The organism is Natrinema sp. H-ect1, from assembly GCF_041821105.1.
Lineage (GTDB): Archaea > Halobacteriota > Halobacteria > Halobacteriales > Natrialbaceae > Natrinema > Natrinema thermotolerans.
The window spans coordinates 86,253-104,314 of record NZ_JBGUBA010000002.1 but is presented as its reverse complement, the minus strand read 5'-3'; the positions used below and the strand labels follow the sequence as shown (position 1 = coordinate 104,314).

Genomic DNA, 18,062 nt, shown 5'->3' with positions numbered 1-18,062 from the left:
CCCAGATGCCAGACCATGTGCATCGACGGCACGGACATTGTAACTAGGTGTTTAAGGATTAGATTCATATAGAAGACAATCGTCTGCATTCGGTGTGAACAACGGAGTGATTCCAACGGATGAGTGCAGATAGGACGACGTTCGTCTATTCGGGAATCGAGCGATCGAACGGGCCGTTTCTGACGGATCACCGGTCGCTCGAGGCGATGCACGAGCGGATCGTCGCGGACATCGAGACGAGAGTCGACGAGGCGGATGCAAGCGGCGTCGTCGTGGCGATGAGCGGCGGGATCGATTCGACGGTAACGACGGCACTAGCGGTCGAAGCCGTCGGGGCCGAGAACGTTCTCGGACTGGGACTGCCCTGTCACAAGACCGAGGCGACACACGTCAGTGATGCCCGTACCCTCGCGGAGGGGATGGGCATCGAGTTCGAGGAGATCCAGTTACGGCCGCTGCTCGAGGCCTTCGAGGAAACGGTCGCGGGCGGACTCGGGACCGCCGACGAGGGGGACGACGATCGGCCCCACGATATTGGCAACGCCGTCGCGCGGCTACGGATGGTCACCGCCTACTACGCCGCGAACTGCCAGTCGCGGCTCGTGATCGGGACCGCGAACCGCTCGGAGCGGCTGCTGGGCTATTTCACCAAATACGGCGACGGCGCCGCCGACAGCTATCCGCTCGGCGACTGCTACAAGACGGAGGTTCGCGCGCTCGCGAAACACCTCGGCCTTCCCCGCCGGATCGTCAGCAAGGAGCCGACGGCGGGCTTTTGGGCCACCCAGACCGACGCCGGCGAACTCGGAGCAGGCTACGACGTCATCGATCCCCTGCTCGTCCGGCTGATCGACGAGGGTCGTCCGCTCGAGGAGGCAATGAAGGGGTTGCGGATCGACCGCGAGACCGCGGCCGACATCGCGTCGCTGTACGTCGCCACCGATCACAAGCGGGCGACGCCGCCGACGCCGGGACTCGCCGGTCGCGGTGACGACCGCTCGGCGGGCTGATCGCGCTCGGCGGTGACACAGTCCGCTGCGGTTCAGCGCTCGTCGTCGGTGCTGTACAGATCCGGATTCCGCCACCAGAACAGCCCCCACGAGAGCAGGAAACCGGCACCCATCGCGAGGACGTCGAGCAGGAACGGCGGCAGCCCCCGATCGACCAGCGCCACGAGGACGATCGCCGACCCGATCGCGGCCCCCGTGACGACGTAGAGGACATCGCCGACGATCCGCGCCCGCGAGTGTCGCCAGTAGCCTTGCCGATCCTCGTCGTACCAGACGCCGACGTAGATCAACACCGGCGACATGGTCGTGATGACCGTGATCGATCGGTACGCCTCGGGGAAGACGGTCGGCACTAACACGACGAGATTGAGTAGGTTGGCGACCAGCGCCGCGAGAAACAGGCCGATCAACAGCCAGCCCCAGCGTGGGAGCCGCTCTTTGTCCATATCGGGGACGGTCACGGCTGGAAAATAAGACTGCCGTTTGACCGATTACTCCGCGCAGCAGGCGTCCTTTTTCGGGGACTCCTCGACGCCGTTACCGTCGGCGGCGACCGGTTCCTCGAGCCGATAGAGGCTCTGACGGGCGTCAGCGAAGTAGATGTCCTCGTCGACGATCCCGATCTCCTCGAGGCGCTCGAGCGCGTACCGTACCGTCCGGGCCGAGAGCATCGATTCCTCGACGATCTGTTTCTGCGTCAGCGGCCCGTCGTACTCGAGAACCTTGAAGACGAGTTTCGCGCTCGGTGGCAAGTCTTCGATCTCCTCCCCGTCGGTCTCTGCCATATTACGATTCGAAAGGCCCCAGCAGTATAAAAGTTGAGCCTTACCCTGGATCGAACCGCGATAGGATTCTATATATATCGCCGAGTAAAGTGCCTCGTGAGTCGCTACAGCGGATGATATGCGTGTCGTCACCGGTCGATCGAAACGCGTCAAAAAAGACGTGAATCAACGGGACGAGACGTTACCCCTCGCCGATCATTCGGTCCTCGTCGGCCCACTCCTGCTGGCGGAGTTCGTACTTCTGGGTCTTGCCAGTCGCAGTCTTGGGGAGTTCCTTGACGTACTCGACCCGGCGAACGACCTTGTAGCCCGCGAGTTGCTCGCGGGTGAACGCGGTCAGTTCTTCAGCCGAGACCGGCGGATCGGTCGGATCGCCGTTCGACGGCACGACGAAGGCCTTCGGCGTCTCGCCCCACTCGTCGCTCGGCGCCGGAATGACGGCCGCGTCCGCGACCGCCTCGTGATCGAACAGCGTGTCCTCGAGCTCGATGCTCGAGATGTTCTCCCCACCCGAGATGATGATGTCTTTCTTCCGATCGCGGAGTGCGATCATGCCGTTCTCGTCGATCGTGGCGAGGTCACCGGTGTGGTAGTAGCCCTCGACGCGATCGTTGAAGGCTTCCTCTGTCGCCTCGGGCTTGTTCCAGTAGCGGTCCATGATCTGGTTGCCCCGGACGACGACCTCGCCCAGCGTCTGATCGTCGCGGGGGACGTCGTTTCCATCCTCGTCGACGACGCGGACGTCGGTCCCGAGGACGCCCATGCCCTGCCGTTTCTTGATCTCGAAGCGGTTCCCATCGTCGATCAGCCGCTTCGCGTCGGAGATGGTGATCAGCGGTCCCGTCTCGGTCGCTCCGTAGAGGTGCTTGAGATACCAGCCGAAGCGGTCCTCGACGGCACGGATCGTCGCTTCCGGCGGTGCCGAGCCCGCGGTCGTGACCCGGACCGGATTCGCCCCCGTCATCTCGGGTTCGCCCTCGGTCTCGTAGTAATCGATCAACTGATTGAGTACCGCCGGGGCCGCACAGAGCAGGGAGACGTCCTCATCACGGATCGACGACACGACGTCGTCGGCGTTGACCCCGCGCGTACAGACGTGGGTCGCGCCCATCCCGGTCACCGCGTAAATGTGGCCCCACCCGTTGACGTGGAACATCGGCAGCGTCCACAGGTAGGTGTCGTCGTCGGTGATCTCGTGATAGATCGACATCAGGTAAGCGTGGATCGTCTCCGTCCGATGGGTGCGACAGACCCCCTTCGGATCCCCCGTCGTCCCCGACGTGTAGTTGATCGTAATGACCTCGTCTTCGGCCATCTCGGGGCGGTCATACTCCGGAGCCGTATCCTCGAGGACGGCGTCGAAGCTCTCCCAGTCGCCCTCGACGGCATCAGTGTCGTTCGTGATGAACGTCTCGGTCGGCACGTCGTCGCGGATCGCCTCGATCCTGTCGGCGTACTCGTAGTCGGCATAAATGGCGTCGACGCCCGCGTCCGAGAGGATGTACTCGTAGTCGTCGGGCTCGAGTCGGTAGTTCAGCGGCGTATGCACGGCACCGATCCCCATCGCGCCGTGGGCCGCCTCGAGGTGGTAGTGGGTATTCGGATCCAGCACGGCCACGCGGTCGCCCTTCTCGATCCCCCGTTCCTGCAGCGCCGCCGCGAAGCGATCGACTCGGTCGCCGAACTCGGCGTAGGTAAACCGTTCGCCGTCCGCCCCGACGATCGCCTCCTCGTCCCCGTAATGGGAACGGGCCTGCTCGAGAAAGTCCGTGACAATGAGTGGCGTTTCCATACGGATCAAATTTTGCAGAACGGTCATATATGGATTTCGTTTATGATCAATCGGGAGGGATTCGGTTCAGATACAGAATCGGTGTCGGACCGAAAACGTTCGGTCGTATGCAAACGGTAGCCAGCTCGATGCGACGGCCCGATAAGCACAGCGACACCGTCACGACGAAACCGTGGGATCCTCAGAGCTGTTCCCAGACCTCTTCGTCGTCCTCGAACCCGTCGGGGTCGTCGGGTGCGGCGAACTCGTTGCTCGTGTCGAGTTCCGACAGATCCTGCGTGGGGAGGTCGCCGTCGCCGTCGATGACGGCCGGACTCGCCTCCAGGTCCATCTCCGGCCACGCAGTCTCCTCCCAGAGCCCGCGGTCGCTGTAGTAGTAGACCACGCCGTCGTTGACCACCGCGAACAGTCCGCGCTGGGTGTCGTGAACGACGCGCTCGTTCGTGTCGATCGCGACGTCGACGACGTCCTCGAGCGTATCGAGCGAGACGTGGTAGTCGCCGATCCACATCGGGATCGATCCCCGCGAGATCCACTCGGCGTACCGCCGTTCGTGAAGCGCCCGGCGGGCGGCTTCGATGTCGCCCGACGAGCGGCGCACGACCAGTGCCGCGCCGGCGAGCGACAGCGTCCCCAGCAGCGACAGGCCGCCGATCATCGCCGGACTGCGGGACGTGGTCGTCCGCTCGGTCCCGCTGCGGTAGCGGTGTGGCGTCGACTCCGACAGCTCGCCCTCGAGCCAGTAGGCTTCGTCGGTGATCGTCATCGGGGCAGTGGTCGTGAGCGTCCCCTGATGGGTTCCGGTATCGTACTCGGTGCGAAGCACTACGGCCAGTTCGACCGATCCGATCCCGCCGAGTTCGCGCTCGAGTTGGCGCTGTTGTCGGCGGTAGGATTCGACGTCGATCGTCGCGTTCGACGTGGCGACGCCGTTCTCGACCGACGGCGACTCGCGCAACACCGTCGTCGTCTCGTTCCAGAACGGCGAGCCGTCACGGGTCGCCTGGAAGCGCAGTCCCAGTTCGTGTGTCACGTCCCCCGACTCGACGGGGGCCCCGCCGGTCTCGTTTCGTAGTCGGGTTTCGGCCTCGAGCGTCAGCTCCGGTGTCGCGTTCAGCAGGTAGACGGCACTGTCCGAGAGCCGCTGGCCCTCCGTCCACAGCGTCCCGCTCTCGGTGACGACGGCGCTGGTACTCCCGTCGGTCGTCACGCGTTCCTCGGTGTACTGTGGGGCGGTCGTCGTGTCCGGATTAGCGACGGCCCACCCCGTCGCGGCGATCGACAGCACGCCGACCGCGATCAGTGCGATCACGATGGTCCGACCGTGCTTGGCCAACAGCAACTCGAGACGCGGGTTATCGGTCATCCCTGTGTCCCCCGGTGTCCCGGCCGGCCAGTCGACCACTCGGCTCCGTACGAGCCGATCGGGGTCGAACTGGTCGGCCTTCGGGACAATACATGACTAAGTGAAAGAAACAGACCATTATAAGGATAGTGGCCTTTCCGTGGTATTTGCAACAACGAAACGTTATTTCCAATCACGGAACCATCGCCGAGCGCGACGCTTGAGACGGGTCGACAGCGGGACGTGACTCCCCGCAGACCGAACTCGGATGTCGTCGCTGCCGAACAGCAGCAGTACGATCGCGACCGCGATCCCGACGATGACGACGTTGACCGCCGCGATGGCCGCGAGCGGATGGAGGCCGTGGAGCCAGAGCAGTACCGATGGTGGCAACACGGCGAGATACCGGTACTCGCCGAGGTGACGCGTGTACTCGCCCGTCTGCTCGGGTGCCGACAGCGTTACCGTCGCCTCCCCGCTGTCACGAATCCCGATCGTCTGCGATCGCGGCTCGACGCCGATCCCGCCGCTCTCGGCCTCGTGAGCGACCACGATCGGCAGGTAGCCGGCGTTGTCGACCGTCCGGGTCAGTTCCGACGTTTCGCCGGGCGCGACGATCTGTGGATCGTCGGTGGGCGACTCGGAACTGATGAGACCGTACTCGGTGGTGCCCGACGGGACGACCATCGCCGCAGTCGCGAAGGTCACGAACACGAGCAAGACGAGGCCCAGCGCCGTCCAGAACGCGATCACGTTCTCCCGCGAGCGGGACCTGCTCGTCTCACGGCGGCCCGGCCCGAGCCGCTCGAGGAGGGTCCCGAACCCGAGCATCGCGACCCCGACCCCGACCAGCAAGGCACCGAGCCCGTTCGAGGAGCCGGTCGTCACGCCGAACACCGACGTGACCGTCTCGACGCCGCTCTGGACGGCGCTCTGGAATCCCATGATCGCGGTACCCAGATGCGGGATCGTCACGACCTTCCCGTTGACTTGCCAGGCTTCGGCGACGATCTGTCCCTCCGTGACGTGGGGTTCGCCGCCGTCCTGATCGGTAAAGGGGTTGGCGTCCCCTTTCGTGACGTACCCCACTTCGGTCTCGTCGACGACGCGGTGGGTCGTCAGCCCGCCGCCGTTGAGATCCCGCGCCTGGAAGACGACCACGTCCCCCTCCTCGACCGGGCCAGTCACGACGCTGGGCACGGCGACGAAGCCGTCGCCAGCGTCGATTTCCGGCTCCATACTGCCGGTCGCGACGTAGCCGAGCAGAATCGGCTGGCCCAGCAGCTGGCCGACCACCAGCAAGATTACGACCAGCGCGAGGAGGGCTCCGAGCCCCCGCGTGACGAGCGTCGAGTTTGTCATCGGTGAGTGACTGTCATCGGTAGCAGACGCCTCGATCCAAGTATATGTCCGGTGAAGTATAAAACTCGCGAGAGCTGCCGACTCGCTTCCGTGGCGACCCGAGTTCGCGACCTACCGGACGAACGACCAGCGCCGGTTCGCAGCGATCGCCAGGAACAGCAATCCGGCCGTCGCCGGCGGCGCGAGCGCCGCCGTCGTCATCGGCGACAGTTCGCGGTTCCGGATGTCGAACCCGGCCCGCTCCTCGACGGTTACCGTCCCCGCGTCGACGCCGCTGACCGCGATCGCGTAGGTTCCCGGCTCGTCGAACGACCGCCGGAAGGAGACCGTCCGCTCGCCGTTGGCCGGGATCGAAACGGTTCGGGTATCGACGACGATCCCGTCGACCGACAGCTCGAGCGTGCGCTCGAGCGACCTGTCGGAGGGGTTCCGGACCGTCGCCTGTACGTCGGTGGTCTCCCCGACGCTGATCGTGGCGTCGTCGATGGTGGCGCTCGAGACCTCGACCTGCGGGCCTGCGACGGTCACGGACTGGTACCCGACCCCCTCGATCCCGATCTCGTAGGTGCCGGGCCACTCCATCCGGCGCTCGAAGCTGACGGTCTGTTCCTCGCCCGACGAGAGCGCGACCGTCCGCCGATCGACGACGGTGCCGTCAACGACCAATCGGGCCGTCTCGGTTCCCCACCCGTCGCCGTCGTTTCGGTAGGTCGCGTTGACCGTGACCGTCTCGCCCGCCTCGACGGTCGTCGGCGAGACGGTGAGGCTCGAGCCGTCGATGTCGGACTCGGTTTCCTCGTCCTCGTACTGCGCGACGACCGTGAACGTCTCCGTCCCGCTGACCGCCTCGTGCGTGTCGACCGCGACGCCGATGCTGGTCCTCGAGCCCGCCGACGGTGTGAGCGGGCGCGATTCGCAGATCGTTGCGGTTGGGTCGCCGCCTCTGTAGAAGGTGAGGCCGGGAACATCGTTCTCGATCCAGAGCCGCTCGACATCGTCGACGATGACCGAAATCGTGAACACGTTATCCGCGCGGGTGATCGCACGGTCGTTGAGGGTCTCGAAGTCAACTTGAAGTTCGCCATCTTGAATTGAAGCGTATCGGCCGTCAGTCGATTCGAGAATTACGTCGTCACCGGCCGTATCTTCGCCTATCGTTATTGCTACAGTTGGGACTGCAAACAAGCAGATGATTGCAGCGACAGTAGGGTATTTGATAGACGGCATGAAAATATTAGTATATATTCCGCCGAACGGTCCTATGTGGAATTAGCTTTGAAGGTTACGGAGGGACTGAACGAACCAATGGTTGAACCCGTAGTGATGGTCATATCGTAAACTACGGTCTCGCCCTGTGAGAGAGTTTCATTAGTGCTGCTGCTGGTTGTATCTGCTGCACCTGATTCGAAATTACCATTTCCATTCACATCGTAACCACTATTTACAGAAAATGACATACTATCTAGTCCAGAAGTTGATGACAGGTCTGGATTCGGTGGGGAAATCGTAACTTCATCAGTTCCTTGGTTGGTGAGTGCTATAACCGCGTTGAATGTTGTCGTCGCATTAGAGTTTAACCCGTCAGAATTCCCAGGGCTATTGAGATTTATTTGGGCTTGATCTCCACTTCCCGCATATGAACTATCAACCTGAATTGCGAGTAACGCTGACGAATCACCCGCAGTAGTAACATTAACCGTTCGATCGGCACTAACACTGCTAAACGCGCCCGTTCCAAGCGCGGCTCCGCCGCCCGCGACAATCGTACCCAATCCGACTAACACGTTGCGTCGATTCATTCTCATGGTTATGGTTTCCGTTCCGCGCCCCAGCACCGCCCTGCGAGGGGTGCCGGAACGCAGTTCCTACTCCCATCGATGAACGTCACCCACTTTGTATTGAGTGACCAGAACCGGAGCAAGACCGCCAATACGTTGTTCAAGCCGATGCTGAACGCGACTGTCTGGTGCTTGAAGCCAACAGTCTCTCCCTGAACGCACCCTTGATCGGGTCCGCACCGAACTATTAATTACTAACCGATAACATGTGGTTCCACGGTACCGACTGATCAAAATCCGGATTGGGACACTGGCACACGTCGTCAAGATAATAATCAGATCGATATGTCTCGAAAGCTCATGAAATTCGGGGTGGTCCTCATCATCATCGGATCTCTCGTGTCCCTCGGGCCGATCTACGGTGTCGACTCGTTGCTCGCCGATCGAGTCACGCAAGTCGACGTCGCGGACGACGAACGGACGGCAATTCTTGGGCTCGAGGACGTCTATAGCGGCCCCAGAATCGAGTCGGGCGGCTGGTTCAGCGGCGACGTGAGCGCCGATGCGGTCCGGATAACGAACAACGCGAACGGCCCGTTCGACCTCGAGGCGACGGTAACTGGCGTCCGTTGGGACGGGAAACGCGATAGTCGAGTGCTGGCCATCGCGAACGGCGCTGATCTGGACGGCGGATTAGCGCCGAACGAGCAACGGACCGTCGAACTGGAGTGCAGCGGCGATGTTACCACGGGTTCTGCCACCGGGGACGTGTTACTTACCGTGTCCGCGACCGGCTCGGATGTCTCGGTACACCGGGAAGACTTCCTGATTTCGAACGTCGACTTCGACTGTGATGGAGACTCGACTCCCGGAGACGGCGATCCGGCGGACGATCCCACGCCGATCGGCGATACCGACCTCGAGCTTGTCGGTCAACCGTCGGCGTCACCGTCGAGTGGTATCGATACCGGCGAGAACTCGCGCGTGACGTTCGATCTCGAAAACACTGGCTCGGAATCAGTGACGGTGACCGGTATTTCGGTGGACGATCAAGGGAGTGACGCCACGATGATCTCTTACTGGGGCAGCGGCGACGAGGTCGTGATCGCGACGGCGAATCAGGGACGACTCAGCGTCGATGATAGCCTCTCCGTGGGCGAAACCGCCCCGCGATACGCGCTCGATGAGAACGCTGTCTTCGAGCAGGGAGAACGGGCATCGGTCACGCTCGAGCAGTTCCGGACCGATGGATGGCCAATTAACCCTCAGGCCGAGATGAGCGGTGAAACCGTGACTGTCATCCTCTACACGGAAGGACTCGATCCCAACGACCCCACTGCGGAGACGGCCGTCGAAGTCGAACTCCCGCTCGAGTGAGTCAAACGAACGAACAGCGATGGATTGGACGTTCTCTTCGGTCTCGCCGGGACTAATTGGAACGCATTACGCGTTCTCGCCGCAGTAAAGCCACCGCCTGACCCTTGCTTGTATCTCAAGCGGGCCTTGATAGGTCGATGATCAGTGTTGATAATTGAATAATCATATGTACTTTTATGATGAGAGTAGACTCTACGGAGCAATGGAGCGAAAAAACGCCGACAGTCAGGGGGGAAGGCAGTTAGCGGAGCGTGGTGCGAGTCCTCTACTGGGGATCGTTCTACTGTTCGCCATCGTGATGATCGGTGCGACGCTCGTGTTCGTCGTCGGATCGTCGATGTTCGATGCGATTCAACAACAGGCGTACTCGGAACAAAACGAGCAGACGATGCTGGAGTTCGACTCCGAACTGACGACGCTCGGGTTGCAGAACGACACGAAGGGTACGATCAATTTCGGCAAGCAGACGGACAACGAAATCGTGACTGACGGGAAACTGACGGTCACGGTTTCCGACGGCTATGCGAACGAAACGAGCAAACCAATCGAATTGCGCACCCTCGTCATGACCGACGAAAGCGGAAAGGAACTCGCGTATCAGGCCGGCGGCGTGTGGCGTCGCACCGACCAGGGATCGTCGGTCGTCTCCGCACCGAATCTCAGATACTACCACGAAACCGTCGACGGCCAACGGCGAGGGCGAGTCGGTATTACACCGGTGACGGTCGAAGGGAACGTCGGAAGCGGAGAACACACCGTGCAACAGACCGGATTGCAGCAGTTCGACTCGTTCGGCTCCAACGTCGAATACGTTAATTACGTGACTATAACGGTCGACGACACGTCGTACCACCACGGCTGGTACGACTTCTTGAAAGACGAGTTCAACGCGACCGACAGTGACGACGTGGCAGCCGATTGTAACAACCCGGAGAACGCCGAACGGAACATCATCTGTCACGAGGAGTCGGAAGAACAGGTCACCGTCGTCGCGGCGGTCGACGGGGAGACACCGCTCGCATCACTCGTCGGTATGCAGCCGACGGTATACGGCGGTCTATATCTCGAAGGAACGACGGACACCTTCGACTCGGAACTCACAGTGACTGGCTACGACGATCACACGACCGGCACCAACGAGACTGCGGATCTCTTCGTCGCAAACTACGAGACGTACGATCTGAAAAATCACGCCGACATCGATGGCATTCCAGTAGTTAACGGTACGCTCGGCTCGAGAGGGAATCCGGCTATTTCCACGATCGGATACGGAACGTCCGTTAACCCGGGCCCGAAAGGAGAACCGTTCGAAGAGGACAACGCGTACTGGCTGGACGCACACGAAAACGCGCTCGCGACTGAGTTATCGAGTTCGTACGGTGACATCAGCGAAATTGACGGGAAGATCGACAACATCCAGACGAAGTATCTCGACGGGAAATCAGCAGCTGGCGGAACAGTAGACGCGGGACTGTACGATGGGATCGACTCCTCGATCAATACACTCGACACCAGTGCTGGGAACGTGTACGTCGGCGTCGACAGTGATCTCGACTTGTCGAACGTCGACGTCCGCGGCGGCAACCGGACAAGCCTGTACGTCGATGGTGATGTCGATCTCTCGAACGTAGAGATACAGCCGAACGATCGCGCAGACGCGCTCTGGGTCTACGCCACGAGCGATTCCGAGGTGACGATCGACGGGGACTTCCAGGGCGTAGTCTACGCACCCGGAGCGGACATCGAGATCGAAAGCGGAACGACGGTCGATGGCGCTGTCGTCGCCGGCAATGACGCCGGGATCGAAGACAACGTACAGATCAACTTCGACCGTTCGTTGCGAACGGCAACGGTACTCTCGGACGACGATCAGAACCTGTTGTTCGAGTACGGCGATACGAGACCCCCGATCGACGCGACGTTCATCCTCGACCGGTCCGGATCGATGGGGCCGCACAACCTCGGCCGAAACACGTACACACCGACCAGCGAGGTGCGGATTGACGACGATAACTGGGAACCGATCCCCGTCAGTGACCCCTTCCGGAACGACCAGTCAGACCGAGACATCGAGGTCAGAAACACGACCACTGGAACCATCGAGCGAGTGGGATATCGAGAGACTGTCGACCCCGAAAACTGGCACGAGATCCGGGTCGTCGACCAACACTGCTATGGGATCTTCGGCTGTTTCGATCACGCTGATCTTGGACTGTACGACCATCCGGGCAACGATCCAGGCGGGGAACGGGCCAAGGCGACCAGGGACTTCATTCGTCTGATGAACGAGTCCAACGGCGACCGTGCGGGCGTCTACGATTTCAACAGGAACGGCCACACTCTCCACGAACTCGACGGTGACCTCGAGACGGCCGAAAAGAGCGTCGTTGGCAATGCGTACGGCGGAACCAATATGGCTGACGGACTGGAACAGGCTCTCGATGATTACGGTCCGAACCCCAGTGACGACCGACAGCGCGTCGCAGTGCTACTGAGCGACGGGAAGAACAGCCGGGAATCCTACAACGACGACATGGACGATCTCGTCGACGTGGCGAACGACCGCAATGTCACACTCTATACTGTCGGTCTTACCGGCCCGAGGAACAGTTCGATCCCGGAGGACGACCTCGAGGAGTGGGCGACCGACACTGGTGGCGAATATTACAGGGCCGAAAACGACGAGGACCTTCGAGAATTGTTCGTCACGATCGCCGAAGACGAGGTCAAGGTCGATTCGGACGCGCAGGTCGAAGTCGCCGTCACGAACAAACGGCCGACCTCGACGAGCGGGTATGCGATTAGCGTCTCCGAACGGACGGTCTTGATCGATAACTAATACTAGTCCTAACTGATCGGCAAGCAGGACGGCGTTTTCGGGAGCCGCGGACGACTGAGAAACAGATACGGCGGTTGATGATCCACAACACGGGGACGAGTTGCACTGATGGCAACAAGCGTTATAGTCAGCGAACCAGTTAGTTACACTGAACGGGAATGGCGACGACCAGCGACGGCAAGCCGACTACAGGGGGGCCGACGACGGACGAGTCGCGGTCTCAGCAGGGCGAGATTTTCGATTTGCTGAGCAACCAGCGACGCCGCTATACCCTCCACTACTGCAAGCGAGAGGACGGCCCCGTCACGCTGGGTGACCTCGCCGAACACGTTGCCGCCTGGGAACTCGAGAAAGAAGTCGAGGAGATCACCTCCGCCGAGCGAAAGCGGGTCTACACCTCATTACAACAGACCCACCTCCCCACGCTCGAGCGGGCCGACGTCATCGAGTTCGACGATCGAACGATCGAACTCACTGACGAGGCCGCCGAGTTGGACGTCTATCTGGATATCGTTCCCGGCGATTCGGTCCCGTGGGGGGTGTACTACCTGGGCCTGTCGGCGGTCGGTGCGATCGTCATGGCCGGACTGTGGCTCGAGGTCGTCCCGACGGAGCCGATCCCGGAACTGGGGTGGGCGACGCTGGTCTTTGTGCTGTTTGCCGTGTCGGCGGTCGTCCACGTGATACAGACCAGACGGATGCGACTCGGCGAACTGGAGCGGCCGCCCTGATCCATGAACGGCGTCCATCGGCTTGCGCTCGTCTGTCTGCTCGTCGGCGGCGTGTTGCTCGCCGGTCCCGCGTTCGGGTTCGCGACGGTCAGCTCCGAACGCGGCGTCACCGCGATGGTCGCGGGCGATCAGCAAAACGCCTACCTCGGTATCGAGGACAACACGGCGACGGAAAATCAGATCAGGCCGAACAGTCAGGTGGAGGTCCTCCGACTCCACGATAACGGCGTCGGAATCGACTCGACCGCGGATATCGAGGCCGAGATCGTCGAGTTTGCCGGCGAGCAAGACGACGGGTTCGACGTCTCCGTCGAGGAGGAAAACGGCAAATACCCGATTGTCGTCGAGTGTGCCGGCTCCGACGGCGGAACTGGGACGATGGTGTTCGACCTCGAGGCGACCGGGACGGCGACCGTCGACACCACGTGGAAGACGGAAAACGAAGTCGACGTCAACTGTGGCGGCAACGGCGGCGGCGGTCCGGGCGGGAGTCCCGGGCTGTCCGTCACGAGCGTCGCTCCACCGAACGGCGGGGTCGTGACCTTCGAACTGGAAAACACCGGGACGGACTTCCGGCTTCGCTCCGTCGCAGTCGATCACGCGAAGTCGACGGCGATCGACGGCGAGATGACGATCACGACGGCCGGGGAAACGCGGACGATCAGCGACAACCCCGAGTGGAGGACCGACGGCTCTCGAGTCGACATCGGCGGCAAATTCGAGATACTGAGTGGTGACACCGCGACCGTCGAGATCGATCGGTTCGACGCCGACATGAACGCGGAATCGTTTACAGTGACGTTCGTCGACGACCGCGGTAGCTCGGAGACGACGGAGACAGTGACGGTCGACGTGCCCTGTAACGCCGAGACGAACGACTGCAGCGGCACCGACGCCGACGCCGTCGTCTCCGATAGCGGGTACGCAAGCGACGATGTCAGTAGCGGCGGGAGCGTCTCGGCCGGCGATGGGAGTTACATCGATGGAAACGTCGACGCCGGAGACGACGTGACCGCCGGCAACGAGAGTACCATCGAGGGCGATGTCAGTGCCGGCGGCGACATCGCTGCGGGCGATGATAGTTACGTCAACGGCGATCTCGATGCGGGTGACGATGTCACGACCGGCGATGGAAACACCATCGCGGGCAACGTAAACGCCGACGGGGAGACGGCGCTCGGAAACGAGAGTTACGTCGACGGGGACATCGACGCTGGGGACGACGTCACGACCGGTGATGAAAGTACGATCGCGGGTGACGTCACAACCGACGGGGACGCGGTCTTCGGGACCGACGGCTACGTCGACGGCAACGTCAACGGGGACGACATCGTCATCGGGGAGGACACGACGATAGCGGGCAATATCGACGGCACCGGTAGCGTGACTACAGTTGCCGGCAGCTACATCGACGGCGACGTGACCGCCACCGAGACGGTCACGATCGCCGCGGGCGCGGAAGTCCACGGAGATATTCAGACCGACGGCGACGTGATCATCGGCGAGAACGCTTACGTTGATGGCAACATCGATGCTGGTGGAGAGATCACGATCAACGACGGCGCTCAGGTCATGGGTGACGTGACGACGAGTCAAACGCTCGTCCTCGACGGAGAGCCGTACATCGGTGGCGATCGATCATACGAGTCGTGTGACGGCTGTACGTGACCGAGACGCCCTATACTGATGCGAACCTCGAGCGGTAATTCGACCGGCCGCTGTGGGAACTAAACGGTCGTAAACGCTGTGAACGGTCTGGAAGGTAGACCGTGTTTTTATCGAACCCCTCGAGAGAGTCGACAAGCGACCGCGGGCAGCGACGTGGGTTCTGCCCGGGAAGCGACTCGAGGAGAGGGGGCAACCGAATGCGTCTGCAATCGATCAAACACGCTGGGGCCGTACTCGCCATCGTCGGCGCACTGGTAGTCGCCGGACCGTCGGCCGGCTTCAGTGTCCTCGAAGCCGACCGCGGCGTCGGCGTCCAGACCGTCGCGGACCCGGACGCATACCTCGGAATCGAAAGCGAAGGCGACGTGACCGGAACCGCGCTCAAAGCCGACAGCGGTCCGCTCCGGGTAGGTACGCTCACGAACAACGTCAACGAACCATTCACCGTACAGGACGTGACGATCGCATCGATCGGAGACGGTAGCGTCGACGATGGTATTCTGGCCGTCGCCTCGCCAAATACGGGCGATACGATTGACGTCGGAACGACGGCGAACGTCACCGTCGAATGCGCGGCGAAACAGACGGTCAACGAACGGGACGTCGTGGTTCGCGTCGACGGCGTCGAGGGATCGACCATCTCAGTCGCCGACCCGACGTTCAACGCGACCGTCGACATACAGTGTGGACAGGGGAAGTTCTCCGGTCAAGTGTCGTTCGCCGCGAGCAACGTCAGCAGCGACGGGACGACACAGACCGTCTCGTTCGATCCGACGGGACTGTCGAGCAAGGGCGAAGCGACGATCGACTTCTCCGACCCACAGGACAGCGGTGGTGTCAGTTATTCGAGCGTGACCGATGCCGACGTCACGGTACAGAGCGGGAAGGGGACCGCGTCGTTCGATCCGAACACCGCACAGCTCACCTATAGCAGCAAAAGCAACGAGAAAAACACGGTAACGATCGAGATTGCCAACCTCGAGGTCGACGGTCCGACCGGCGAGTCGTATCAGGTGACCTATGCCGATAGCGACGGGCGCGAGGACGGCGATATCTTTGAGATCACCTGATCGATCGTCCCGACGGACGTGAGTTCGGCCGACGAGGCGACAGCTCGCCGCCCGGCGTGGGCGTACACAATGCGAACGCCTTTTTAGCGCCGCCCTCGGAGTTCCCTGCATGTCGACCGAATCGATCAGCGACCGGCGCGAACACATTCGCTCGGTCAGCGTCACCGCGATGTCGGCGTTGCTGGGCGTCGGCGCGGCGCTTGCGTCTACTACCTGGGTCGGAACGACCGCCGAGGCCGCCCAGAACACGCAGGCGCTCGCGTTCGTCCTCGGCGCAATTTTGCTACAGTACGTCGTCATCAACGCCGCGGGGATCTACGGCGACGACGAGTTCGGGGCGAAACACTACCTCTTCGTCGCGTTCATGACCTTCTCGCTGTGGTTCGTGACGTGGGGAATCCTGCTGACGGCGGAGGTCACGGGCTAACATGGCCGACGACAGCATCGCCGTCGTAGACCTCGATCGGTGCCAGCCCGATCGGTGTGGCTACGAGTGCAAGAACTACTGCCCGCCCAACCGGACCGGGAAGGAGTGTATCACCCTGCGGGGCGAGGAGGCAGCGGAGGGCCAGCCCGAGCAGATCCACATCTCCGAGGAGATCTGTCTGGGCGAGAGCTGTGGCATCTGCGTCGAGAAGTGTCCGTTCGACGCCATCGAGATCATCAACCTCCCTCAGGAACTACAGGACGAGCCCGTCCATCGCTACGGCGAGAACGCTTTCTCGCTGTACGGTCTGCCAGCTCCACAGGAGGGACAGGTCACCGGCATTCTCGGCCCGAACGGGATCGGGAAGACGACCGCCGTCCGCATTCTGGCCGGCGAACTCGAGCCCAACCTCGGCCGCCACGAGGAGGAACCGGGGTGGGACGAGGTGCTGGAAGCCTACCGGGGGACCGAACTGCAGGACTACATCGCGGACGTCCGGGACGGCGACGTGACGATCTCGCGAAAGCCCCAGTACGTCGATCAGATCCCCGAGAGCTTCGACGGCAACACCCGCGAGCTGCTCGAGCGGACCGACGAGCGCGGTGCCCTCGACAAACTGGTCGAGCGCCTCGAGATCGGGCCGGTCATGGACCAGTCGATCGACGACCTCTCGGGCGGGGAACTCCAGCGGGTCGCCATCGCGGCGACGCTGGCACGGGACACTGACTTCTACTTCCTCGACGAGATCACGCCGTATCTGGACATCGGCCAGCGCGTGACTGCAGCGCGACTGATCCGGGAACTCGCCGAGGAGGAGGACAAGTCGATGCTGGTCATCGAACACGACCTCGCAATCTTGGACCTGCTGGCCGACACGCTCCACGTCGCCTACGGTGAACCCGGCGCGTACGGGGTCATCACCTCGCCGAAGTCCGTCCGCAACGGGATCAACGAGTACCTCTCGGGCTATCTCGACAACGAGAACATGCGGATCCGACCGAACCCGATCGAGTTCGAGGAACACGCACCACGGAGCGTGAGCCGTGCCGATACGCTCGTCGAGTATCCCGACCTCACCAAGAGCTACGGCGACGGCGAGTTCTCCCTCGAGGTCGAGGGCGGCACGATCCGGGAAAACGAAGTCCTGGGCGTCGTCGGTCCCAACGGGATCGGGAAGTCGACCTTCGCGAAACTGTTAACAGGGAACCTCGAGCCCGACGAAGGCGACGCCGACCTCGATCTGGACATCTCGTACAAGCCCCAGTACGTCACCATCGATCAGCACATGCGGGTCGACGCGTTCCTCTCGTCGATCACCGACCAGTTCGGCTCCTCGTACTGGAACACCGAGATCGCCCAGCCCCTACAGTTAGAGCGGATCATGGAGCAGAACCTCTCGGACCTCTCGGGCGGGGAGCGCCAGCGGGTCGCCATCGCGGCCTGTCTCTCCGATTCGGCCGACCTCTACCTGCTCGACGAACCCTCGGCCCACCTCGACGTCGAACAGCGGGTCCAGGCCACGAAGGCGATCCGGCGCTACGCCGAACAGCAGGACGCCACCGTGCTGGTCATCGACCACGACATCTACATGATGGACCTGCTCGCCGATCGGCTGATGGTTTTCGACGGCGAGCCCGCCGTCCAGGGCCGTGCCGGCCAGCCCCAGTCCATGCGCGACGGCATGAACGAGTTCCTCGCGAACCTCGAGGTCACGTTCCGCCGGGACGAGCGCACGTCCCGACCGCGGATCAACAAGCCCGAGTCCCAGCTGGACCGCCAGCAGAAAGACGACGGCGAGTACTACTACGCGCCCTGACGCCGGGATTCGAAGTTCGGCCTCGAGCCGGCTGCCGGCCAAAGTGTTTATACTCCAACTAT

General features: G+C 62.1%; 15 protein-coding genes. 8 read left to right on the top strand and 7 right to left on the bottom strand.

Annotation, left to right across the window (positions count from 1 at the left end):
* Positions 1 to 119: 119 nt before the first annotated feature.
* Positions 120 to 1,010, top strand: a complete 891-nt coding sequence (locus tag ACERIM_RS04720) for an NAD+ synthase (protein ID WP_373631522.1) — start codon at positions 120 to 122, stop codon at positions 1,008 to 1,010.
* Between the two features lie 32 nt (positions 1,011 to 1,042).
* Here ACERIM_RS04720 and ACERIM_RS04715 read toward each other — a convergent pair whose 3' ends face one another.
* The 7 genes from ACERIM_RS04715 to ACERIM_RS04685 form a co-directional block, all read right to left on the bottom strand.
* On the bottom strand, positions 1,043 to 1,456 hold the full coding sequence (locus ACERIM_RS04715; protein ID WP_049905377.1) for a hypothetical protein: 414 nt from the start codon (positions 1,454 to 1,456) through the stop codon (positions 1,043 to 1,045).
* A 45-nt stretch (positions 1,457 to 1,501) separates the two neighbouring features.
* Positions 1,502 to 1,795: a helix-turn-helix domain-containing protein gene (locus ACERIM_RS04710; protein WP_006180348.1), complete on the bottom strand. Its 294-nt coding sequence runs from the start codon at positions 1,793 to 1,795 to the stop codon at positions 1,502 to 1,504.
* A gap of 181 nt (positions 1,796 to 1,976) precedes the next feature.
* Positions 1,977 to 3,587, bottom strand: a complete 1,611-nt coding sequence (locus ACERIM_RS04705; protein WP_373631520.1) for a long-chain-fatty-acid--CoA ligase — start codon at positions 3,585 to 3,587, stop codon at positions 1,977 to 1,979.
* A gap of 181 nt (positions 3,588 to 3,768) precedes the next feature.
* A complete protein-coding gene (locus ACERIM_RS04700) occupies positions 3,769 to 4,953 on the bottom strand; it encodes a DUF5305 domain-containing protein (protein WP_373631519.1) in 1,185 nt (394 codons plus the stop codon).
* A 162-nt stretch (positions 4,954 to 5,115) separates the two neighbouring features.
* Positions 5,116 to 6,294 carry a signal peptidase I gene (locus ACERIM_RS04695; protein ID WP_373631518.1) on the bottom strand — a complete coding sequence of 393 codons (1,179 nt, stop codon included), beginning with the start codon at positions 6,292 to 6,294 and terminating at the stop codon, positions 5,116 to 5,118.
* Between the two features lie 111 nt (positions 6,295 to 6,405).
* Positions 6,406 to 7,521 (bottom strand): CARDB domain-containing protein, encoded by a 1,116-nt coding sequence (locus tag ACERIM_RS04690; protein WP_373631517.1) that lies wholly within the window; start codon positions 7,519 to 7,521, stop codon positions 6,406 to 6,408.
* Positions 7,522 to 7,553: 32 nt separating this feature from the next.
* Positions 7,554 to 8,099: a hypothetical protein gene (locus ACERIM_RS04685; RefSeq protein WP_373631516.1), complete on the bottom strand. Its 546-nt coding sequence runs from the start codon at positions 8,097 to 8,099 to the stop codon at positions 7,554 to 7,556.
* A gap of 333 nt (positions 8,100 to 8,432) precedes the next feature.
* Between ACERIM_RS04685 and ACERIM_RS04680 the strand changes: the two genes are divergently transcribed.
* From ACERIM_RS04680 to ACERIM_RS04650, 7 genes are all read left to right on the top strand, one after another.
* Positions 8,433 to 9,449: a hypothetical protein gene (locus ACERIM_RS04680; RefSeq protein ID WP_373631514.1), complete on the top strand. Its 1,017-nt coding sequence runs from the start codon at positions 8,433 to 8,435 to the stop codon at positions 9,447 to 9,449.
* 202 nt (positions 9,450 to 9,651) lie between these two features.
* A complete protein-coding gene (locus ACERIM_RS04675; protein ID WP_373631513.1) occupies positions 9,652 to 12,288 on the top strand; it encodes a VWA domain-containing protein in 2,637 nt (878 codons plus the stop codon).
* Positions 12,289 to 12,446: 158 nt separating this feature from the next.
* On the top strand, positions 12,447 to 13,019 hold the full coding sequence (locus tag ACERIM_RS04670; RefSeq protein ID WP_373631512.1) for a hypothetical protein: 573 nt from the start codon (positions 12,447 to 12,449) through the stop codon (positions 13,017 to 13,019).
* A gap of 3 nt (positions 13,020 to 13,022) precedes the next feature.
* Positions 13,023 to 14,687 carry a polymer-forming cytoskeletal protein gene (locus ACERIM_RS04665; protein ID WP_373631510.1) on the top strand — a complete coding sequence of 555 codons (1,665 nt, stop codon included), beginning with the start codon at positions 13,023 to 13,025 and terminating at the stop codon, positions 14,685 to 14,687.
* 197 nt (positions 14,688 to 14,884) lie between these two features.
* Positions 14,885 to 15,757 carry a hypothetical protein gene (locus ACERIM_RS04660; RefSeq protein ID WP_006648038.1) on the top strand — a complete coding sequence of 291 codons (873 nt, stop codon included), beginning with the start codon at positions 14,885 to 14,887 and terminating at the stop codon, positions 15,755 to 15,757.
* Positions 15,758 to 15,866: 109 nt separating this feature from the next.
* Complete coding sequence (locus tag ACERIM_RS04655) at positions 15,867 to 16,184, top strand: hypothetical protein (RefSeq protein ID WP_006648039.1); 318 nt, start codon at positions 15,867 to 15,869, stop codon at positions 16,182 to 16,184.
* 1 nt (position 16,185) lies between these two features.
* The gene (locus ACERIM_RS04650; protein WP_373631508.1) at positions 16,186 to 18,000 is read left to right on the top strand and encodes a ribosome biogenesis/translation initiation ATPase RLI; all 1,815 of its coding nucleotides are present in this window, start codon (positions 16,186 to 16,188) and stop codon (positions 17,998 to 18,000) included.
* Positions 18,001 to 18,062: the final 62 nt, after the last annotated feature.